This is a genomic window from Photorhabdus kleinii, from assembly GCF_025384885.1.
Classification (GTDB): Bacteria; Pseudomonadota; Gammaproteobacteria; order Enterobacterales; family Enterobacteriaceae; genus Photorhabdus; species Photorhabdus kayaii.
The window spans coordinates 36,954-55,439 of record NZ_JAJAFY010000006.1; the positions used below are offsets into that span (position 1 = coordinate 36,954).

Annotated in this window: 28 protein-coding genes and 3 pseudogenes; 7 read left to right on the top strand and 24 right to left on the bottom strand. The window is 42.1% G+C overall.

The genetic code is table 11. The annotated features are described in order from the left end of the window. Nucleotides 1-31: 31 nt before the first annotated feature. On the bottom strand, nucleotides 32-652 hold the full coding sequence (locus LG003_RS05495; RefSeq protein WP_112879675.1) for a TetR/AcrR family transcriptional regulator: 621 nt from the start codon (nucleotides 650-652) through the stop codon (nucleotides 32-34). Nucleotides 653-791: 139 nt separating this feature from the next. On the opposite strand from LG003_RS05495, the gene LG003_RS05500 reads away from it, so the two are divergent. From LG003_RS05500 to LG003_RS05515, 4 genes and pseudogenes are all read left to right on the top strand, one after another. Further along, nucleotides 792-2,045 (top strand): Tm-1-like ATP-binding domain-containing protein, encoded by a 1,254-nt coding sequence (locus LG003_RS05500; protein WP_112879674.1) that lies wholly within the window; start codon nucleotides 792-794, stop codon nucleotides 2,043-2,045. Next, on the top strand, nucleotides 2,029-2,859 hold the full coding sequence (locus tag LG003_RS05505) for a phosphoenolpyruvate hydrolase family protein (protein WP_112879673.1): 831 nt from the start codon (nucleotides 2,029-2,031) through the stop codon (nucleotides 2,857-2,859). The genes LG003_RS05500 and LG003_RS05505 overlap by 17 nt, the downstream gene beginning before the upstream one ends. A 114-nt stretch (nucleotides 2,860-2,973) precedes the next feature. Beyond that, the gene (locus LG003_RS05510; protein WP_112879672.1) at nucleotides 2,974-3,183 is read left to right on the top strand and encodes a hypothetical protein; all 210 of its coding nucleotides are present in this window, start codon (nucleotides 2,974-2,976) and stop codon (nucleotides 3,181-3,183) included. A 179-nt stretch (nucleotides 3,184-3,362) separates the two neighbouring features. Beyond that, nucleotides 3,363-3,521 (top strand): annotated as a pseudogene (locus LG003_RS05515) (IS66 family transposase); the annotation flags it as partial. A gap of 105 nt (nucleotides 3,522-3,626) precedes the next feature. Here LG003_RS05515 and LG003_RS05520 read toward each other — a convergent pair. The 3 genes from LG003_RS05520 to LG003_RS05530 form a co-directional block, all read right to left on the bottom strand. Then, nucleotides 3,627-3,989 carry a hypothetical protein gene (locus LG003_RS05520; protein WP_146747934.1) on the bottom strand — a complete coding sequence of 121 codons (363 nt, stop codon included), beginning with the start codon at nucleotides 3,987-3,989 and terminating at the stop codon, nucleotides 3,627-3,629. Continuing rightward, entirely contained in the window at nucleotides 3,979-4,134 is a 156-nt protein-coding gene (locus tag LG003_RS05525; protein WP_205072968.1) for a hypothetical protein, read from the bottom strand. The genes LG003_RS05520 and LG003_RS05525 overlap by 11 nt, the downstream gene beginning before the upstream one ends. Before the next feature lie 109 nt (nucleotides 4,135-4,243). Continuing rightward, complete coding sequence (locus LG003_RS05530) at nucleotides 4,244-4,474, bottom strand: helix-turn-helix domain-containing protein (protein ID WP_112879676.1); 231 nt, start codon at nucleotides 4,472-4,474, stop codon at nucleotides 4,244-4,246. Between the two features lie 230 nt (nucleotides 4,475-4,704). On the opposite strand from LG003_RS05530, the gene LG003_RS05535 reads away from it, so the two are divergent. Continuing rightward, complete coding sequence (locus LG003_RS05535) at nucleotides 4,705-5,289, top strand: helix-turn-helix domain-containing protein (RefSeq protein WP_112879671.1); 585 nt, start codon at nucleotides 4,705-4,707, stop codon at nucleotides 5,287-5,289. A 368-nt stretch (nucleotides 5,290-5,657) separates the two neighbouring features. Here LG003_RS05535 and LG003_RS05540 read toward each other — a convergent pair whose 3' ends face one another. Beyond that, nucleotides 5,658-5,942, bottom strand: coding sequence for a hypothetical protein (locus LG003_RS05540; protein WP_112879670.1), 285 nt, complete (start codon nucleotides 5,940-5,942; stop codon nucleotides 5,658-5,660). A gap of 269 nt (nucleotides 5,943-6,211) precedes the next feature. Here LG003_RS05540 and LG003_RS05545 point away from each other — a divergent pair, with 269 nt between their 5' ends. After that, nucleotides 6,212-6,595: a hypothetical protein gene (locus tag LG003_RS05545; protein ID WP_262980346.1), complete on the top strand. Its 384-nt coding sequence runs from the start codon at nucleotides 6,212-6,214 to the stop codon at nucleotides 6,593-6,595. 52 nt (nucleotides 6,596-6,647) lie between these two features. On the opposite strand, the pseudogene LG003_RS05550 reads toward LG003_RS05545, so the two are convergent. From LG003_RS05550 to LG003_RS05600, 11 genes and pseudogenes are all read right to left on the bottom strand, one after another. Then, a pseudogene (locus LG003_RS05550) lies at nucleotides 6,648-7,215 on the bottom strand (conjugal transfer protein TraG N-terminal domain-containing protein); the annotation flags it as partial. Further along, nucleotides 7,166-7,378: a hypothetical protein gene (locus LG003_RS05555; protein ID WP_192881074.1), complete on the bottom strand. Its 213-nt coding sequence runs from the start codon at nucleotides 7,376-7,378 to the stop codon at nucleotides 7,166-7,168. The pseudogene LG003_RS05550 and the gene LG003_RS05555, both read right to left, overlap by 50 nt. Continuing rightward, the gene (locus LG003_RS05560) at nucleotides 7,378-7,596 is read right to left on the bottom strand and encodes a hypothetical protein (protein WP_112879668.1); all 219 of its coding nucleotides are present in this window, start codon (nucleotides 7,594-7,596) and stop codon (nucleotides 7,378-7,380) included. Before LG003_RS05560 ends, LG003_RS05555 begins: the two co-directional genes overlap by 1 nt. Next, complete coding sequence (locus LG003_RS05565; RefSeq protein WP_262980347.1) at nucleotides 7,596-8,174, bottom strand: hypothetical protein; 579 nt, start codon at nucleotides 8,172-8,174, stop codon at nucleotides 7,596-7,598. Before LG003_RS05565 ends, LG003_RS05560 begins: the two co-directional genes overlap by 1 nt. Before the next feature lie 408 nt (nucleotides 8,175-8,582). Then, entirely contained in the window at nucleotides 8,583-9,197 is a 615-nt protein-coding gene (locus LG003_RS05570) for a condensation domain-containing protein (RefSeq protein ID WP_112879666.1), read from the bottom strand. A gap of 108 nt (nucleotides 9,198-9,305) precedes the next feature. Continuing rightward, a complete protein-coding gene (locus tag LG003_RS05575; RefSeq protein WP_112879665.1) occupies nucleotides 9,306-9,647 on the bottom strand; it encodes a bleomycin resistance protein in 342 nt (113 codons plus the stop codon). Between the two features lie 532 nt (nucleotides 9,648-10,179). Next, nucleotides 10,180-10,395, bottom strand: coding sequence for an ATP-binding protein (locus LG003_RS05580; RefSeq protein WP_315903376.1), 216 nt, complete (start codon nucleotides 10,393-10,395; stop codon nucleotides 10,180-10,182). A gap of 107 nt (nucleotides 10,396-10,502) precedes the next feature. Then, nucleotides 10,503-10,703: pseudogene (locus LG003_RS05585) on the bottom strand (hypothetical protein); the annotation flags it as partial. A 28-nt stretch (nucleotides 10,704-10,731) separates the two neighbouring features. Next, nucleotides 10,732-11,118 carry a hypothetical protein gene (locus tag LG003_RS05590; protein ID WP_262980348.1) on the bottom strand — a complete coding sequence of 129 codons (387 nt, stop codon included), beginning with the start codon at nucleotides 11,116-11,118 and terminating at the stop codon, nucleotides 10,732-10,734. A gap of 837 nt (nucleotides 11,119-11,955) precedes the next feature. Further along, entirely contained in the window at nucleotides 11,956-12,204 is a 249-nt protein-coding gene (locus LG003_RS05595; protein WP_011147600.1) for a helix-turn-helix domain-containing protein, read from the bottom strand. 70 nt (nucleotides 12,205-12,274) lie between these two features. Continuing rightward, nucleotides 12,275-12,547 carry a helix-turn-helix domain-containing protein gene (locus tag LG003_RS05600; protein WP_051240231.1) on the bottom strand — a complete coding sequence of 91 codons (273 nt, stop codon included), beginning with the start codon at nucleotides 12,545-12,547 and terminating at the stop codon, nucleotides 12,275-12,277. A 103-nt stretch (nucleotides 12,548-12,650) separates the two neighbouring features. On the opposite strand from LG003_RS05600, the gene LG003_RS05605 reads away from it, so the two are divergent. After that, nucleotides 12,651-12,908: a helix-turn-helix domain-containing protein gene (locus LG003_RS05605; protein WP_065389358.1), complete on the top strand. Its 258-nt coding sequence runs from the start codon at nucleotides 12,651-12,653 to the stop codon at nucleotides 12,906-12,908. A gap of 100 nt (nucleotides 12,909-13,008) precedes the next feature. On the opposite strand, the gene LG003_RS05610 is transcribed toward LG003_RS05605, so the two are convergent. Genes LG003_RS05610 through LG003_RS05645 form a run of 8 tightly spaced genes read right to left on the bottom strand, consistent with a single transcriptional unit; the run spans nucleotide 13,009 to nucleotide 18,486 of the window. Beyond that, nucleotides 13,009-13,461 (bottom strand): tail fiber assembly protein, encoded by a 453-nt coding sequence (locus LG003_RS05610; RefSeq protein ID WP_262980349.1) that lies wholly within the window; start codon nucleotides 13,459-13,461, stop codon nucleotides 13,009-13,011. Further along, entirely contained in the window at nucleotides 13,462-14,439 is a 978-nt protein-coding gene (locus tag LG003_RS05615) for a gp53-like domain-containing protein (protein ID WP_240000835.1), read from the bottom strand. 1 nt (nucleotide 14,440) lies between these two features. Next, a complete protein-coding gene (locus LG003_RS05620; RefSeq protein WP_390894101.1) occupies nucleotides 14,441-15,016 on the bottom strand; it encodes a phage tail protein I in 576 nt (191 codons plus the stop codon). Continuing rightward, a complete protein-coding gene (locus tag LG003_RS05625; protein ID WP_262980350.1) occupies nucleotides 15,009-16,112 on the bottom strand; it encodes a baseplate assembly protein in 1,104 nt (367 codons plus the stop codon). Before LG003_RS05625 ends, LG003_RS05620 begins: the two co-directional genes overlap by 8 nt. Further along, nucleotides 16,103-16,456 (bottom strand): GPW/gp25 family protein, encoded by a 354-nt coding sequence (locus LG003_RS05630; RefSeq protein WP_088371096.1) that lies wholly within the window; start codon nucleotides 16,454-16,456, stop codon nucleotides 16,103-16,105. The genes LG003_RS05625 and LG003_RS05630 overlap by 10 nt, the downstream gene beginning before the upstream one ends. A 55-nt stretch (nucleotides 16,457-16,511) precedes the next feature. Further along, complete coding sequence (locus LG003_RS05635) at nucleotides 16,512-17,108, bottom strand: phage baseplate assembly protein V (RefSeq protein WP_262980351.1); 597 nt, start codon at nucleotides 17,106-17,108, stop codon at nucleotides 16,512-16,514. Beyond that, complete coding sequence (locus tag LG003_RS05640; protein WP_262980352.1) at nucleotides 17,105-18,283, bottom strand: phage late control D family protein; 1,179 nt, start codon at nucleotides 18,281-18,283, stop codon at nucleotides 17,105-17,107. Before LG003_RS05640 ends, LG003_RS05635 begins: the two co-directional genes overlap by 4 nt. Beyond that, nucleotides 18,271-18,486 (bottom strand): tail protein X, encoded by a 216-nt coding sequence (locus LG003_RS05645; protein WP_105395091.1) that lies wholly within the window; start codon nucleotides 18,484-18,486, stop codon nucleotides 18,271-18,273. Before LG003_RS05645 ends, LG003_RS05640 begins: the two co-directional genes overlap by 13 nt.

Sequence of the window (18,486 nt, forward strand, 5' to 3'; positions counted from 1 at the left end):
TACCCTTTATGTTAAAAAATGGTCTTCTGAATTATTTTAGCTCCTCATTAATGGCCTGCCGAACAATCAACTTTGCGGCCCAACTCGTTAAGTTGATGATTTCATCATTTTCTAAACCAAAAGTATCTTTCAGAATAGTCATAGCCTCTGTACCATATAAAACTGAAATCAACATAATAATCTTATGTATTGTGTCATCTTTAAGCTGACCTTTTAGAGGCGCTAACGCCGTAGAAAGTGTCTCTTTACGGTTACTTTTTTTCTTCAAAACAGGTCGTTTGTCGTTATCTTCACCTGATAAAGATTCCTGCCAGCGTAACTGAGAAATGCGTAAGGCATCCCTCATCAGCGCCTCATTGGCTTCTATTTCTTCATAACCCCATCTTAATAATTTCTCAATATTTTCCTCTGCATTATTGCCCATAGGGGGGACAACGAATGACCCAATAACTTGTTTTACAACATACTCTACAAAATCACTATGGGTTGAAAAGTAGCTGCGCAACGTGACCTTCGCATATTCAGCTTCACTGGCAATCTCTTCAGGAGACGGAAATTTTTTTTCACGATATAACTTCAGCGCTGAATGAGTGATACGTTCCAGGGTACGACGCCGGACTGGCGACAGCTTTTCTTCATCAAACAGAATCATTTAAACCCCTTAAAATTTTAACCGTATAGCATTAATAATAAAAAATATCACTAATGATAAAAAGTAACTTGCATGTTGTAAAATATTACAATAGGTTTACATTCGTCTTTGAATAGGTCTACCACATGGGGTGAACACTATGACGCGATTTGTGGTTGTCGTTGGCACAGCAGACACAAAACTGGACGAGCTGGTCTGGTTGAAATATTGTTTACGCCTCGCAAGAGTGGATTCAATTATCATTGATGTGTCTACATCAACTCCCGGGGAAAATCATCAGAATAATCAGCATAAAAAGATAGATATTCATTCACTTCAGGTCGCTGAGTATCATCCCGCTGGCGCTGATCCTGTTTTTTGTGGCGTACGGAATAAAGCGATAACCGCGATGTCTGTCGCCCTCACAAATTTCCTGAACAGTTCAATCGACGATATCGCGGGGGTGATTGGTATCGGAGGCTCAGGCGGAACAGCGCTGATTACTCCGGCAATGCAAAGCCTACCGATCGGTTTGCCTAAAATCATGGTATCAACGATGGCGTCAGGGAATGTCTCGGCCTACGTTAGGGACAGCGATATTGCTATGCTGTATACGGTAACCGATCTCAACGGACTCAACCGTATTTCTCGTGCAGTATTGTCTAATGCTGCAAATATGATGGCGGGCTCTGTCAATTATTTTACGCCATTGGCTGATATTCATAAACCCGTTTTAGGGTTGACGATGTTTGGTATGACGACTCCGTGCATTAATCAGCTCACTACCGCGTTAAATACTCAATACGATTGCCTCGCTTTTCATGCTACCGGCAATGGTGGAACAAGCATGGAGAAATTGGCTAAAGACGGAGAATTGGTTTGCGTTTTGGATATTACATTAACAGAAATTGCCGATCTGTTATTTGGGGGTGTCTTGGGTTGTCCTGACACACGTTTAGACGTCATGGCAAAAAAAAGCATTCCGTGGATTGGCAGTGCTGGTGCTTTGGACATGGTTAACTTTGGTGCAAAGGACACGGTTCCAGAACGCTACAGCAATAGGCTATTTGTCGAGCATAATTCTCAGGTGACATTGATGCGAACCACACCCGAAGAAAACTATCAACTTGGTATCTGGATAGGGAACAAACTTAATAAGTGTAATGGACCTATTCGATTCATTATTCCGGAAGGCGGATTCTCTGCGCTAGATTGCCCTGAACAACCTTTTTATTTACCTGCATCAACACAGGCTTTCTGTCATGGACTAAAAAAAACAATAAAGCAAACAGAATTGCGAAAAGTTATAAAAACACCTTTTCACATCAACTCACCACAATTTTGTGCTCTGGTAATACAACAATTCAAGGAAATTATAGAACACCAGGGAATTTCTCATGAAGAAAAAATATAATCAAATTATTGAAGCTATAAAACAAAAAGTCGAACGTAACGAAACTATTATTGGAGCAGGCGCAGGCACGGGTCTTTCGGCGCGTTGCGAGGAAGCAGGAGGGGCAGACCTCATTATCGTATATAATTCTGGACGCTTCAGAATGGCTGGCAGAGGATCATTGGCCGGATTAATGCCATACGGTAATGCAAATGAAATTGTCAGAGAAATGGGTAATGAAATATTGCCGATAGTTAAGGAAACACCTGTATTAGCGGGTGTCTGTGGTACTGATCCATTCTGTAATTTATCTCTTTTCCTGGATGAACTGAAGGCACAAGGTTTTACTGGTATTCAAAACTTCCCAACTGTAGGGCTTATTGATGGGAAGTTCAGAAAAAATCTGGAAGAAACAGGCATGGGTTATGCATTGGAGGTGGAGCTAATCCGCCTGGCACATGAAAAGGGAATGATTACCACTCCTTATGTTTTCAATGTAAAAGAGGCTGAAGCTATGGCACAAGCAGGTGCTGATATCATCGTCGTACATCTGGGGCTAACCACTGGCGGTGATATTAGTGCAAATACATCATATGATCTGGAATCTTGTATACCAATCATTAATGCTTGTGCTTCGGCAGCTAAAACTATTCGAAATGACATTATTACTTTGTGTCACGGTGGCCCAATTTCGGAACCGGAAGATGTCGCCTATATTTTGGCTCATTGCCCCAATTGTCATGGGTTCTATGGTGCTAGTTCAATGGAACGCTTGCCAACAGAACAAGCCATCAAACACACGATCCAGAAATTTAAAGAAACTAATCGGGGTTAGTGGGAATTATACTTAAGCTATGTGGAAACTGAGTACTACAACCGTAATATTGGTTACGTTATGATGACGCATTATTTTCTTTTCCTCAAAATACGGAAAGGTGCCCAATATGCCATGCCCAGCCAACATATGCCTGTCTGGCTCCCTTATTTCATCCTACCGGGCCGCAACAACTCAGCCTCACTTGTCTCCGGGGCTTACTCAGCGATGTTAACGAAAAAATGGCTGGCAACTGGCTGGACAGAAGCCCCCACCCCAGATGGTATTCAATACTTTCTTGAGCGTGCTGATCGAGGCAAAAGCAGCCCTCAATATTCTGCGTGACTGGGTAACTAGATGACTGAACAATCAGCCTTTTATATTGGCAATCCCCGGACACTCCGTTATGGTGGCATCTACAGCTTCTTTGTAGTAAACAGTATATTTGGCTGTTATAGGCGATATTGTGTTCAACGCCAAAATATAAGTCCCGCCTGCACCATCGTCCTGACTGGCCGCATTAGTTCGCGGAGCATACGCCGTTGTACCATCAGTCTGAAATATACAGCCACGCCACGCTGGGTCGCTGCTCAGGGTCAGCGAACTCGTCAGTACGTGTGATGCCGGGCAAAGTGCACGGTGACGACATCCCGGTACCGGTTCAGGCCCTAGGAAGGGGGAAAATCGGCCCTGATGAGTACCGACAGTATCGAACATCCTGTCGGCGTATAGTTTATGCCTGTAAACCGGAAAACCATCCAAAAATTTTCCGGTTTCATTTGACAAGGCTATCTTATTTCGTTTTTCAAAGCCCTACGATAATATTCACCACTCGCTTTTTCATGCATAGTAAACAACATCGGTAATAGAGAACTCAGAGCCGATAGGCTATGCCCGAGCTGACACAAACTCTCTGGAGTAAATTCATGAATATTATTGCTGGCAAACGATAACATTGAGTCACCAAGAAAAGTTACATCATGACAAATGCCCATAGTATTTTCTTTGGATGATTCAATTAGCTGACACAGCACAGTATCGCTAACACATGAGAAATCCAGCGATGCAATCGCATCCGACATGCCAGACCATATGATATTCACATCAGATATATCACTATCGTCGGAAGTATCTGGAATGCTACTGCGCATAATATTGCTTCTCAATTGGTTTACAAGAAGTTAAAACCAAAGAAAAGTCTGTGAGCAAGGTGTGTGCTTCGGTTTCTACATTAGATTGCGCGTTAAATGTATAACGCTTTGAGTATGAAGATGTGTTACTATTCATATCAGCCATACATTAGTTCCTGTAATGTTGTGGTTAGACGCTCTGGTTGTGTTGCAGCACTTTCAGAGCGTTGCTTTTATGGTTCCTATAACTGTCACCATATTTTTTCTCTTGGAGATCAATATCTCTTCCTTCTTTTCTGGTAACGGGAAGGCCAGATTTCATCAGGCTTCTGTCCTAATGCATTTGCAATAATTGTTTCACCTTTACACCAAGGTCTTTGCAAGGCATTAGATAACGTTGACGATGCCAGCCCTGCTTCTCTAGAAACAGCTGCCAATGATGTTCCCTTTTTTCTTAAAGCAGCGATAATATCTGCTGGGTGCCAATCTTTTTTCTCCACAATAATTCTCCAATAAGATATATTTCGGGCTATATACGATTTTGATGGCACGTTTTACTTCAATTTGTATTTCAATTACCCTAAAAGGTTGCCAGTGCAAGCTATCCCTACTTTATAGGATTACTTATACTAGAGTATAGTATAGATCCAAATTGAGACCTTAAAAAGAAAATACCAACTCAATTGAGATAATTTCACTTATTAATTTCAGGAAATCTGTTTTTTCAGGTGGTTATATGGTTAAAAAGAGAAAGGAAGCACAGCATAATATGGATTCTTTTGAACAAGACCGAAAAGAAACCTTTAAGGAGAGACTTCTTTATCTTATCGGCAGCCGTAGTGTAAGAACTGCAGCTAAAGAATGGGGATTATCGTATTCAACACTGAATAACTACATCATAAGGGACTCAATCCCTGCTCTCAATGTAGCTCAATCAATCTGCGATATTGAAGGTGTCACCCTAGATTGGCTTGCAACTGGTGATCACCAGTTACAACCTCACAATCAAACCACAACCATTCATGAACAACTAAAAAGCTCAACGGAAAGAAGCACAGCATGGCAATCTATTTTAGATTCATTGGAAGATAGGGATGTGGATGCATTAATAAAACTAATTCATCGCAAAGGTATAGAAGGGATACTTGCTGAACCTCCTAAAACCAAGACATCTACAATTGAAGATACCATCAATGAATTGCCTATTAGAGAAACTCTTAAACAAACAATAAAGATAGCTTTAGCTGGGAATGAATCAACAGATAAAGAAATTTTACGCTGTATCACTACACTTGTAAGTAAAGAAACAAACAAAAATTAAACACAATCTAAAAACGAGGCATATTGAAACAGAGAGAAGAGCTAGAGTGGATGTGGATACTGAAACAACTGAACAGATTAAATTACTTGGCCCCAAAACCTATCACTACTCAATAAAGGGAGTGATTGGATGGAGCACTATCGATATAACAGAGAAATCAGCACTCAATGACAACAGGGCGCTTTGTTAACGTACCAGAACGTTCAGCCAGCTCGAAAGCAGCTTTGGCACGGCGCATGCCCTCGATTTTGCGCTCTCTTATGGACATTTGCTTAAGTTCAGAATTTCCGCCATAGCAAAATATGCCTTAGCATCATAAAATTGATAGTGTAGACCGATAATCTCGCTAAATGCTTTACCCAACCTCATCAAGCCCTGATACCCAAGCTTACTGAAAATAGCATCTGGTGGCGGTGGTGCGTAGAAATCACCACTGTCAAAATTCTCCGACGGTCAAACTTAACATCATAGCAACGCTCAGGGATGGAAAAACCGACCTCTTCCGAGCGCATCTGGAGGTATTCAACATCAGATATTTCAACAGCGGAAAAAATCATCACAAAATTACGATCTTCTACAGAAAAATCAAACCGGTGATACTGGATTTCTCCAACAGTAGCCTCAATAAATCCTGTCTGATGAAAAGTTGGCATTAGCTTATTATAGGTAGACGAAGAAATGAATATTGTTATCTTACAGCAATCTATACGTATTGACAAAAGCTCATAATAAACATGAAGCTGAATAGCAAACTAAAAATATCGACAGGTTAAAAATACAACTACTAACTTTTCGTTTAATAAGCGTTATACACAGTTACACCATAGACGCAGCTCAAACTTTTAGCTAACCTAACCAGAAAATAATCATATTATTTATCTGAACATTGTTTCAACAAGAGACTACCCAATGACTAACCATCATGACATACAACGTACAATGCGCACTCAGATTCGGGGGAGCAAAAGCTGCCAGGATTTATCGTAATTTACGCCAGCGTTTACATATTTGGAATGCACATTGTGTTGCCAAAGCCCACAAATACAATCTCCCCAGTTGGATAGGACATTTACCAATTTATCTATTTGTTGGCAGCTCAGTTATTGCATTACTGCTTGGGTCATTGGCTATAGCTATAATGGTTATACTGGCCTTTGTATTATTACTAGGAATTTCTCAAAACATGTGGAATAAAAAAAATTCAAATATAAATGAGCAAAAAGCTGCTTATGAACATTTTTCATGGGAACAAGATTGGGATAAAGACACTTATAAAAGACATTCATGGGAATCAGATGACTGTTGAGATCAAGAGTAACCCTATCCAGTCATCCATATCAGGCTATACTAAGTAACAATTAAAGCTTTCCAGATATCTTAGAACCTAATTGACTGCCAGCCGCCTTGCTATCCTTAGTTGCTGTGCTGCCTGCATTTTCTATTACTCCACCAACTTTAACTCCAGCCCAAGACAAAGCACTCATCCACAATGCCGGCAACACAATAAACATCGTCCCCATCACAAAACTCATAATGATATCGTCTGTGCTATTCTGAAAACCGGCCATATTCCAGCGGCTGTGCGTATCTGAACCATACAATGCCTCCAGAAGCCAACTGTCTAGCCAGCGTGCCAACTCCCACCAGAATGTCAAAAAGTTCAGCGCAAACATGACAAAGGTCAGCGTAATAACCGTCTTATATTCGTAGACAGCAAATACTATAATCAGCGGTAATATGATAGTCACCGCCATCAATATAACAGCCTGCACCATCGGTAATGCCTGGCGCATTGCATCAAACGCCGGAAATGCCGCCAGACTCCCCGCCCAATGAGGCTATCCGGCCCACCGAATTCATCAGAGTAAAATCCACATTACCCCCGTAACCTGCATAGACATGTCCCCCTTGAGATGCGGCGGCGTTTTTCAAGGTGGTTTTCAGCCTGCGTGACCTGTTGCTGAGTCGCTTTCATTCCCGTCACTGTCTGTTCAGAGATAGCAACCTGTGCCGCCGAAGCTGACAGAGACATAACAACGCCAATCAGCACCACTCCCTTCCTCTGGCTGAAAAAATCTTTTCTCATCATTACCCTCCATTGACTGACAGGGTTTGACGATGCCCCTGTACCTGGCACAAAGCCTGATGATCAGAGATATTGACCAACGTCCACTCAAATGCACTTTCACCCGGAGTCAGTAAACGCATTTGAGATATTTGGGAATGAGGATCTGTGTCTCGTGGAATAATAACGGCATAAACTTGTTCTCCCCGACGTTCAATACCAGAAAGTATGAAAGGGGCCACTATCCGTTTCTTCGTTCGAAGAACCTCCCGGTCAGGTGTGCCAGCTTTTCTACCAGATGCTTTTCCTGCTGAGATTTCCACGTGATTATTGCGTCAACGCGCATTTCCTGCTGTTTCACGGTATTTTTCAATACACTCACTACTTCGGTAAGGTCCTGATGAGCACGGCTTAAATCAGTCACTGACTGTGCGAGCTGTTTCTGTTGGTCGTTGACAGCTCCCTGTTGCGCTATCAATGCCTGATGAAACCGGTTATTTTGCATTTGCCAGTCCTGACGGGAGACAAAGCCGATATCTGCTTTATCAAGCCGTTCGTGCAGCTTTTGCACCTCATCAGACAAATGCTGGAATGATCCATTTCGCATCAATGACTGAAATTCCACTAACTGATGTTGCTGCTGCCGTACCACGAATGCCAGCAACACTATGCTGACAATAACAAGCAATATTGACAGATACCTCAGACATTTTTTTAACAACAACCTGGGTTGGGTCTTTTGAGAAACCACCTGCCGCAAGCTGTCAATTTCAGCTTCAGACGTCGGCGACGGCGACAGAGGAGGTATTTCAGTTGTCATACCACAACATCCTTGTTTGTTTTATTTAGCACTGTGCCTGGCGTACTTTTAGTATTATCGGGTTGCTTGACAAAACAACGGACACAGAAATGCGACTTATTCAGTAGTGATTAGAGTCTAATCATATGATTACCCGATACAGGGAAGAATACTGTGCAAAACCAGAGAGGATGACGATAAAAAATTCAACATGAAAAAATGAAAATTACACTCCAATATAGAGAGCATAAAATCTGTGGGGCACTACATTGGCGTTTATGCCGCTATAGCTAATGTAAAACCATCAACCATATTCCGACTAGCTCATTAATTTTGATGCCGGGATACCAACGTTCAAATTGTGCCTTTTAGCTCGCCATTCAGAACTGCCGTCCGAGGGGAGCATTTAAATGATTGCCCCACGGTTTTTTACGCTCTCGTCTGTGCGAGAGTCTGTTCATCGGTAAAGAGTGCGACGAGATCTCTAACGAGAATTGAAACTGACCATCCATCGGCAATAATATGGTGAAAGCACACCAGCAGTAGATGTTCAGTGTTGGATAGATTCATCAATTCCACCCTAAACAAGGCGCCGTTTTCCAAATCAAATGGTATCTTTACCCGCTTGTGTATGTAGTCAGTCACCTCTTCATGTGTTCTTACACTTTGTATAAAAACAGGTTGTAATTGCTCCAGGACACATTGAGAAGGAATGCCGTCGAACACCGGAAAGCACATTCTCAGGCATGCATGGCGTTCAACCAGTTTTACAAAACTTTGCTTTAACTTGGCAACATCAAGACTGCCTGTTATCTGCAGTGCAACAGGAATATTGTAGGCAATAAAATGGGTGTCGCTGATCTGACTCAGATACCACAGCCTTAACTGAGAACTTGTAACAGGGGACAGAGCTTCTTCTTTTTGATTTCCATTGTTATTTTCCTGATGAAGTTTCAACCACTCTATGAATGATTCTCCGCCCTCCTTTTCATCAGCATGCCTTTCTTTTTTACTCTGCTCAGTGTTGCTTGACCTTTCTGGCAATTTCTATCTTCTTTTCAGCGGAAAAAGAAGCCATACGTTTGAATGGATTTTTCAAGTTCGATGTCCATATACTTTGAATAAACAGGAGTTGGGGAGAACGTTAAACAGCTAAACTGGCTGCCCAAACTTAAGTAAATTTCCACTTGGATCAATTAGGTGGAACTCCAACATGCCCCATGGAGTTTCCGCAAGCGGAGAGACTTCAATCTGCGCTTGTAGTTCTTGAAACACACTTTGGATATCTTTCACGAAAATATAGCAAGAAGTGTTCTCTGCAATGTACTTATCGTTACATGCCCAAAAATGGATTTCAGCTTCCCCTCTGCTAATTATCGCATATTCATTAGGAACAAAATTGTCGCAATGGAACCCAAGTTTACTTGTGTAAAAGTCAACCAATTCATCTAGATCCAATGCAGCCAATACAGGGACAGCCTCCCAATCGCTCATACATTTTCCCTTTTATTTATATATATACCCGTCATCTTTCAAGTTGCCTCTTTGTTGGCTGCACTCGCTCACCCCGGTCACATAGTTTGCTATGCTCCCGGGGATTCACTCCCTTGCCGTCGCGATGCATCTTGAAATCCATTGGGTATAATTTTTAAACGCTCATACAGGATTGTCTGACAAATCACTGTACGTTACTCTCATTAAATAAGTAATATGACTATAAAAATAGATTCAACAATACCTCCTAAAATCATGAGGAATTAACAATAAATTATTAAATATGATTTACTATGAATATAGCATTTTTACCTAGCATGGATTGCCTATCATGTCATCAACATTTAATCAGGGCAAGAGCGTGAAGGCTCATTTTTCATTCACATTTAAACCGGCCAGTAAAACCTGCACAAGATAGCCTTCATTTATATTGGCTCTGCGCCTGAGGGATCCCCTGCGTATTTCGGTTTGTCCGGCCAGCTGTTTCGGTATCGTCCGGCCATCTGATCTTTTCTTCGTAACCACTCACTTTTTAACTTACTTCCGCAGCTTCAGCCAGACTTTTTTTCCGTTGCGATTCTCCTGTTAATTCCAGCCGATGTGCGTTGTGGATCAATCGGCCTAACAGCGCATCTGCAACTGTCGAATTTTCCATCAACCCATACCATTCACTGACCGGTAATTGGCTCACAATCACCGTGCTGCGTTGTTCGTATCTGTCCTCAATCACATCCAGCAGATCGCTGATTTGTTTCCCCTTAAATCCCCCTAATACTACAGCCGTAACTACTCTGAAATCATAAGGTTATCCCAGCGACGATAATGACATTGTTGTGCGTAGTATTGGTGTCGTCGTCAATATGACCAATGTAAAATCTGCTCGACGGTGTCTCCCGTTTTTTCCATTAATTTGGACAGCAGTTTACGCAGTTCCGCCACGCTGAGGGCTACCAGCCCCGCCGGCGTTTTTTTCTCCCCTATCCGCAAAACTGCCAGCGCCGCATGAGCCAGTAGCGATAAGGTAATGTGCCGATACCAGCTATGCCATTGCCCCACACAATTTCATGCTCCCCAATATAAGATGTTATTTTTCCTGCTTCACCACCACCATAACACCATAGGCAGCCGTCGGAACATAACGCCATTCATACAGTAAGTTTTGTAATGTAATCCCTGTTCGTTCCCAGCGAGTGATAACCACTTTAACCATCCGATAACGCCTTGTTGGGTAATGCGCCAAAACCGAACAAGCCAGTTGTATCTGAGCTAGTCGCATCAAATGAGAACGAAACAGAATATCCCTGTCTGCCCGCAAAAGTGCCCCTTCAAGTTCGCGAACAAATGCCGCATGCAAGCACCGGGTTCGACTTCGCGTCAGACGCCCTATCCTGTCAGTCGGGGAAAGATGAATGACGTAATACCGTTTTTTCCTGTGCAGGAAACCCGAACAGATAAATCCCCGCCAAGGCATTACTCTGCTCACCAGTGCAAAGCAAGGACAACACAAAATGATGCCGCGCGCGATAAATTTCGCCTATCCGCTCGATAAATGAAGCGACAATTGTGTTTCATCTATTGAAAAATTTTTACACAACTAACGTCATAAATATGACTGTAATTTATTCAATTTACCCATTTTTCCTTTAAATCTGTAGCAAGGTAACCAATTCCACACAGCTAGGCGGTATATTCTGCACTCATTAAAATGGGGTTAACACCTCTATCATAATGCACAGTACAGAATGAAATGCCTAACCAAATGAAAATGATTGGAATGCATTTAGCTATGATTTTAGCTGAACTTGAACCTACCTCTGATGTAAAGCTATTTTAGCCTTATAAACCTCTATCTTGAGACTAAGAAGTTATTAAAAAGCGCTCGGCAAATTCACCTAACTGAACGAGAAGCATGAGCGTATAGATAGGAAAAACGTGAAGTCATTTTCGGAATTCAGCATTAAAGTTAGCAATACGCAACGCGTAAAAATCGTTGGTCAAACTAAGGGAGCCGAAGCTCCGAAAATTGGGGAAATCGCTATAGCTGAAAAGGCCGACCTCATGACCTCATAAGCCAGCCCCCTCTCCAACCTGGAGCGAAACCGGTTTAGTTACATCTATCTGCGCAAAAGGAGCGCAGATAGCTCCAATTATAGTGTTAGCCAAGTAAAACGTGTATAGACATTACATAACACGGAGTACAAAAAACAACTTTAGGGATATTAAACCCTAATTGTTCTACCACATAGTTAACTATGTGAATCCCTCTTTAGCTACGCTATCTGATGAAACTAGCATAGATAGAAAGTTATCAGCATATCGAGGAATATTTTCTTGGGATTCTTTTTATGAGAACACTTGGCTCTAATGATAACAAATGTGCTATATGAACAAATTCCACAACATCCAATCTTCTTTCACCATTCTCAACTTTTGCAATAAACGATTGAGGGCGATCTAGCGCTTGAGCTAAATTCTCTTGCGTGACCCCCTTTGCTATACGAGCCTCACGGAGTGCTTTGATAACTATTTGATATTCATCAGAGTAAATTGAAACCATATATTCAATCCTACTAAACATTTAGGATTAAATATCAATCGATTGTTGATTTATACCAAAATGGGATTTTTTATTTTATAAGCTCTGCTCGTTTTGGCTTTTTAGGTGGTTTTTTGAACAGTATTTTTTCTAAAATTAGCCCATGATCGACAGATAGCAAGTGTGCTATATGCACAAATTCAACTACATCCAACCTTCTTTCACCATTTTCAATTTTAGCAATAAATGATTGAGGTCGATCTAAGGCTTGAGCCAATCTTTTTTGAGTAATACCTTTTTCTATCCTAGCCTTACGAAGAGCGTTTATAACCATTTGATATTCATATGAATAAATCGATGCCATTTCTTTAACCTTGATTAATATCCCAAAATCGAATATCAACCATTTACTTAAATATCCCAAAATAGGATAATTCATGCGTTTGTTATATGGAGATATAAAGGAAATGAATAAAAAAGATTGGCATACTGCCGACATTATCGCTGCCTTACGTAAGCTCGGCACTACCTTAGCAGCGGTATCACGTAAGGAGGGACTTAGCTCATCTACATTAGCTAATGCTCTATCACGACCTTGGCCTAAAGGAGAGTGGATTATTGCGAACAATCTCGGAGTACATCCCTCAGAAATTTGGCCAAGCCGATATTTTGACGAGAATGGACAACCTATTGAACGAGTTATCCGAAATAATTCTTCCAGGTGACTAATTCTCAACTAAATGGTCTAAGTTCGGTATAATATCGAACCTAGGCCATGTTGGCTGCTTAGACTGTCTGACTATTGGGGCCAGTTTATTGCAGCCCTTATTCTATTACTCTGGGTTTTTCGGGCCAATAAATATCTGGCGCTAAGCTAGCATCAACACGGTTTAGTAATACCCTATATTTTTTCAAAGCGGTCAACCGAGAGTTTTCCTCATCACTCGCCATCCCCAACTCTACAGCATCTTGTAACGGAGCTATCTGTTTACTTACAGTGAACATAAGTTGCTGTTTTTTATGTTCTGCTTGTTGCTGTTGTTCCTGCCTGAGTTTTATCACACTGCTTTCTGATATTATCCACTTTTCACCATCGTATTTATGATAAACGGACGGAGCGCGTTCAGTAAGCACTGGATAACCCTCTTTATTACTAACAATTGACAAACCGTGTGACTGCCCTGTAAGTAATTCATTGTGTTTCTCTGCTGTTATTTCAATGCATTCTTCATGAGCTTCACTATAAAAAGCGCCTTCTTTTCTGGAGAAATAAACCATTTATACCCCCCAAAATAATATATGAACAACTTTGCTTGGATTCTCATTGTTGTTGGGAGTGCCAGCCTGATATTCAAACGTCGATAATGTTGCATTACGTACTAATGTGTGACCTGTTGATGTATTTATACTCGACATGCTTGCGACATAGCCAATAAACTGATTTTTAAAAGAAATTGGATAATTGATTTTTACCCATGACTGTTGGTTTGATGCCACTTTAACCCATTGAATAATGATTCCCGTATCCCCACATTGCCACCAGCCATTTTCAGATTTTATAGCTGCATTTTGTAATGCGAGTGTACCGCTTCGCTCAGGTATTAATATATTATAACGTCGCTGATTGCTCGGATCGTTAGAATAAACATGTAACAATTTTCCTTCCGAACCATTAATTCCTACCACATACCCATCTTTCGATTTGAAACGCAGCTCAGGAAAAGGCGTTTTACTATCAATCAATAAACTACCAACGGTTGCAGTTTTATCGCTAGAAATGCACAAGAAAGTATTATCGCTCTCAGATTTAGTATAACTTCCCACATCCCCGGCATTTAATGAAATATCAGATGACAACGCTTTTCCATTCACTTTACGAATAGATGGTACTCGGCTATTAGCGTTGTTATTTGCAGCTACAGCACTTTGATTCGCCGTATTCGTCAGTGATTGCACAAATGCTGTTGTTGCAATCTGAGTATTATTAGCGTTTTTAGCAGGTGTGGGGGCAATTGGCGTTCCTGTGAAAATGGGACTGGCTTTCGGTGCATATTGAGTATGTGGGTCTTGCACCTCAGAATGTTCCCTCAACTCATTCCCATTTTGTTCTAGTTTCTGTTTAAGATAGCTTGTGCGGTTGACCAACTGTTTAGCCTGCCGATTGGAAATACCATCAGGCCCGCCTAACACGGGGTCTGAGGTTTCTATCTGATACACTCCCTCTGACCACTGTGGGGTTTCCGGTAAATTAGCCATTTTAACTGCTCCCATAATTGTAACTACCGTCATAATTGACAGTATTGTTGTAACGAATTGATACAGACTGATATTCCAAGCTGGCAAGGTGGCAGCGTGCAGGCGCAAACGCGGCCAGTGTGGTACGCAGTAGCGAGGCTTGATCATTGGTAATAGGTTGTTGAAGTATGACGCGATAATCTGCCCAGGATGTTGAATCTCCATGTACATAATTATCGTTATGGCTGGCATGACCGTCATAATTAATTTGACCAGTGCCTTCAATTAAATCAATTTCACCAAACCCAAAACGACGGATAATTTCACGAATTGACCACGGTGTACCTTTATACCGATGCAATTCTATAGCTGACTTGAGTAACGTGCGGCGAGCCTTGTCTGATTCGACAAGCTCCCAGCCATCGCCAAATAGGGAGAATTGATTTACAAGCCAATGCAACGCGCTGCTATCAACAGTATCAATGAGATAAACCATTAATTGGGTTAAATCGATATCATCAAAACGGGAGGCCAACTGACCTAATACACGCATACTGATATCAGCTTCCAGTGGAGGTGGTAGATGTAACTTAACCATCAGCGAATCCAGTGACCACAACAGTGATACCGATACAGTTCGCCCATTCATTTTCACCTACAATCTGAAACGTAGGAGACTCCAGTACGACTTGATAGACGCCAGAAACAGACAATGTTGAGATGATTTGGCTGGGAACAATATCTTTCCCTAACGTTGTTGCTCGTTCAGCTACCCATGTTTGTATGGCCTGTTCTGCTGCTGATTGAATACCGGGTGCATTAACGCCACTGTACAAGGTCAGTTTAGCCTTGATGGTATAATCAATCTTCACGGGAGGTTTTGCATGTACAGTGTCAGTCAACGGGCGGATTTTTTCGTCAGAACAAAAACTTTTCACCAGCGTTAAAATGCTTTCATCTGGCAACCCCGTCGCCAATAGTGGAAACAGTTCAACAACACCCGGAATGGGAGACCTGACTGCGACATCAACAATATTAGGGTGAGCACGCATGGCATGAAAGCGATAAGCCTGACGACTGCCCGCATTAGTAAACGATTCAGGGGCCATCTTGATTCGTACACGTAGCCTCTCGTCACTTTCCTCTGCCGAACCACCACTACTCACTATTGTGTTGGTCACTTGCAGGTCAATGTCGTCGATTTCATCCAACAATGTACTGACTTGTGCTGGTTGCCAGCTATTCCCTGATAATCCAGCATCTGTACAAGTAGCTGTGACATTAACGAAACGTGTACCTGCATTCAGAACAGCATCTGTATTAGTAGCAAAAGTAATACTGTCCGATGCATTAACACGCGTCCCCACAGGAATGAGCACATCTCGCTCTAACGCATCACCAATACTAAATTGCAGTGTTGTATGCGCCGGTTGGGCGGGTAGCCGATATACTCCGACCAATTCCCCTAAGTAGTCCAAAATGGGCGCATGGGCAAACTCGACCAGATTCTGCTTGGCGGCTTCCTGAACTTGCATTCTGGTTAGTGCTTCACGATATGCAAATAAATTGATCAGCAGGCGCTCTGCCTGTGCTGGGTACAAAGTCTTACCTACATCAGCCTCATACTTTGCAATCATTTCGGTTGTGATTTTCTCTACATCACGCTCGATAAAATCAGGTTCTGTCAGCGCCATAGCAACTCCGTAGATTGTGTAATGCCATCAACTGCTGTCCAATTCACACGCAGAGTTAGGTGTTCTCCATTGACAGTTGGTTTCACGGAGAGCAACTGGCAACGAGGTTCCCAACGTGTAATAGCATCAACAGATTCCCTGACAACGTGGGGAATCGCGCGGTCTATTGGGTAATCAATATAAAGGTGCAAGTGACTGCCGAATTCTGGTCGATGTGGATCACTACCACGTGGTGTACGTAGAATAATGAGTATTGCTTGGGCGATGTCATCCAGCCCACAGGCAATTTTGCCTGAGTTCTGGAGAGCGGGTTGCCAAAAAACAGAGTGTGAGTTCGTATTCATGGGGAACAGTATCATCCCCTGTAGGCATATCTGATATTAAAGGTGTTTAAAGAAACTAATGAGGATAATGATTTGAGTTACCACCTTCATCCATGATGCTGCCCGTTGCATGGATGTTGCCATTAACGCTGACATTGCCCTGAATGGTCGCAGCAGCTCCATTACCACCAGAGCCCGACAGTCCATTTTGGTAAGTTAATTGGCCTTTCACTAACATATTTCCGGTTACGATTGTTTCCGGTGAATCAATAGTTGCCTGCTGTGTCTGAATAACAACATTGGCTCCCACCACAATTTTAATGTGCTGAATGCCGCCATTAATAGTCAGGGTGTGTGAGGTACGATCATAGTAAAAAGCTGCATCATCTGCATAAGTTACACCACGGATATTTTTATTGTTAGCAGGCGGTTTATCAACACTGGAATAGATAGCACCTAAAATAACACCATCTTCACCATTGGCATCCAATAGTACTTCAACTTGTTCCCCAACATCGGGCAACCAATAGTCTTTGTTATTCTGGGTATTGCGCTGCAACACATTCAGCCAGTTAGTACGCATATTATCGCATTCAGGCAATCGCACGCGGGCACGAACAGTAGCAGGATCTACGGCGCTAATCGTACCAACTTGACGAGTTACACTGCTCATTTGGATTCCTCCTTGATGATTGTGTCCGAAGAACCATCAGGCTTATATACAACCCATTTATGAGTCTTACCTTTTTTATCTTTCTTGGATTTGCTTGATGTAACAGGGCCACGAGCAACTTCAAGTTCGGTTATATATCCGCTGTCGCGATCAAAAGAGTGGTGAGCTGAAGTAATTAACCATTGCCCAGATAACTTGCCAAATTCAATCAACTCAATTTTATTTCCGGCGGTTAACTGAGGGGCTCCCATCAATGAAAGTGAGCCGTTCTGCTGGTACTCATTATGTGAATCCAGTGCTGATTTGGCCTTTATTTCAGCGCTATCCTTGTTAGCAGCTCGGCTGTTCACTTTTAAGGTATCTGCGCTGGTTTCTTGACCGCTACTCTTGCCTTTTGAATTGGACTGATTACTTGCACTGGTCGTGCCATCAGCTTCATAGACAATCAATTTTTTATCATCAGCCTTTTGATGTTTCACTTTAGCTTTTTTATAGACTTTATTAATTGTGTCCCGCAGTGAAAATTGGGCAACATCGCGAGGGTGTAATTTTTTTATCGGTTCTTGGCTGCGCAAAGTGGCTAAGTGGGAGAAAATTAGCTGTTCACTGACAACCTTAACGGCATAACCATATTCACTGGCCAGTCGTTTCAGGAACGCCACATCGGTTTCCGAATATTGCGTCACCCTGTCAATCTTGATGATTTCGATACTGCCGATCAGCTTTAACTGATGTTTCTTGGCGATGCGATTAGCAATAGCTGCTAGAGTTGTATTCTCAAATCCACGGTTAGATTTGGTACGCAATGCTGTATTGATAGACGTTGCTACACCTCGAACAGATACAATAGAAGGAGGGATGCTGACTTCAATTTCATCAATATAGAATGAGCCACAATTCAGTAACCGTTCGCCGAAATAGCCCAACTTCAATGTCAACGTATCACCTTTGCCCGGATACCATTTATCCAGCCAGCGACCATCAGTATCATCCAACTCTACCTCTATTTCATCGGATTCGCTTTTGATGTTGTCGGTATAGCTGACACGAGTGACATAAGGAGTGATGTCATTTGTGATATCTTTTTGCAAATATCGTAACGTGAATGTCGGACTTAAAACCTCTGAGACACCCGTTATAGATGGTGTTTGCTTGGAATCTATTATCTCAGCCACGGTGGTGTATCCTCTTCAGTTACTACATTATTGTCAGCGTCAATGATAGGGATCAACAATACGATCCCAGATGGCAATACAGGTGTAACTGCAACGTGCGGATTGGCAGCAATTATGCGAGCGTAACCTAAAGGGTCACCATAATAATGGTGAGCCAATAAATCCCATCTATCTCCCTCTTTCGTTATGTGTTCAAGAAACAT

Bases quoted from the DNA above. Each gene is read 5' to 3' on its own strand.
- LG003_RS05495 (WP_112879675.1), bottom strand. From the start codon at position 652: ATGATTCTGTTTGATGAAGAAAAGCTGTCGCCAGTCCGGCGTCGTACC.
- LG003_RS05500 (WP_112879674.1), top strand. From the start codon at position 792: ATGACGCGATTTGTGGTTGTCGTTGGCACAGCAGACACAAAACTGGAC.
- LG003_RS05505 (WP_112879673.1), top strand. From the start codon at position 2,029: ATGAAGAAAAAATATAATCAAATTATTGAAGCTATAAAACAAAAAGTC.
- LG003_RS05510 (WP_112879672.1), top strand. From the start codon at position 2,974: ATGCCCAGCCAACATATGCCTGTCTGGCTCCCTTATTTCATCCTACCG.
- LG003_RS05520 (WP_146747934.1), bottom strand. From the start codon at position 3,989: ATGCGCAGTAGCATTCCAGATACTTCCGACGATAGTGATATATCTGAT.
- LG003_RS05525 (WP_205072968.1), bottom strand. From the start codon at position 4,134: ATGGCTGATATGAATAGTAACACATCTTCATACTCAAAGCGTTATACA.
- LG003_RS05535 (WP_112879671.1), top strand. From the start codon at position 4,705: ATGGTTAAAAAGAGAAAGGAAGCACAGCATAATATGGATTCTTTTGAA.
- LG003_RS05540 (WP_112879670.1), bottom strand. From the start codon at position 5,942: ATGCCAACTTTTCATCAGACAGGATTTATTGAGGCTACTGTTGGAGAA.
- LG003_RS05545 (WP_262980346.1), top strand. From the start codon at position 6,212: ATGACATACAACGTACAATGCGCACTCAGATTCGGGGGAGCAAAAGCT.
- LG003_RS05555 (WP_192881074.1), bottom strand. From the start codon at position 7,378: ATGATGAGAAAAGATTTTTTCAGCCAGAGGAAGGGAGTGGTGCTGATT.
- LG003_RS05565 (WP_262980347.1), bottom strand. From the start codon at position 8,174: ATGACAACTGAAATACCTCCTCTGTCGCCGTCGCCGACGTCTGAAGCT.
- LG003_RS05575 (WP_112879665.1), bottom strand. From the start codon at position 9,647: ATGAGCGATTGGGAGGCTGTCCCTGTATTGGCTGCATTGGATCTAGAT.
- LG003_RS05590 (WP_262980348.1), bottom strand. From the start codon at position 11,118: ATGCCTTGGCGGGGATTTATCTGTTCGGGTTTCCTGCACAGGAAAAAA.
- LG003_RS05595 (WP_011147600.1), bottom strand. From the start codon at position 12,204: ATGGTTTCAATTTACTCTGATGAATATCAAATAGTTATCAAAGCACTC.
- LG003_RS05600 (WP_051240231.1), bottom strand. From the start codon at position 12,547: ATGGCATCGATTTATTCATATGAATATCAAATGGTTATAAACGCTCTT.
- LG003_RS05605 (WP_065389358.1), top strand. From the start codon at position 12,651: ATGAATAAAAAAGATTGGCATACTGCCGACATTATCGCTGCCTTACGT.
- LG003_RS05610 (WP_262980349.1), bottom strand. From the start codon at position 13,461: ATGGTTTATTTCTCCAGAAAAGAAGGCGCTTTTTATAGTGAAGCTCAT.
- LG003_RS05615 (WP_240000835.1), bottom strand. From the start codon at position 14,439: ATGGCTAATTTACCGGAAACCCCACAGTGGTCAGAGGGAGTGTATCAG.
- LG003_RS05620 (WP_390894101.1), bottom strand. From the start codon at position 15,016: ATGGTTAAGTTACATCTACCACCTCCACTGGAAGCTGATATCAGTATG.
- LG003_RS05625 (WP_262980350.1), bottom strand. From the start codon at position 16,112: ATGGCGCTGACAGAACCTGATTTTATCGAGCGTGATGTAGAGAAAATC.
- LG003_RS05630 (WP_088371096.1), bottom strand. From the start codon at position 16,456: ATGAATACGAACTCACACTCTGTTTTTTGGCAACCCGCTCTCCAGAAC.
- LG003_RS05635 (WP_262980351.1), bottom strand. From the start codon at position 17,108: ATGAGCAGTGTAACTCGTCAAGTTGGTACGATTAGCGCCGTAGATCCT.
- LG003_RS05645 (WP_105395091.1), bottom strand. From the start codon at position 18,486: ATGTTTCTTGAACACATAACGAAAGAGGGAGATAGATGGGATTTATTG.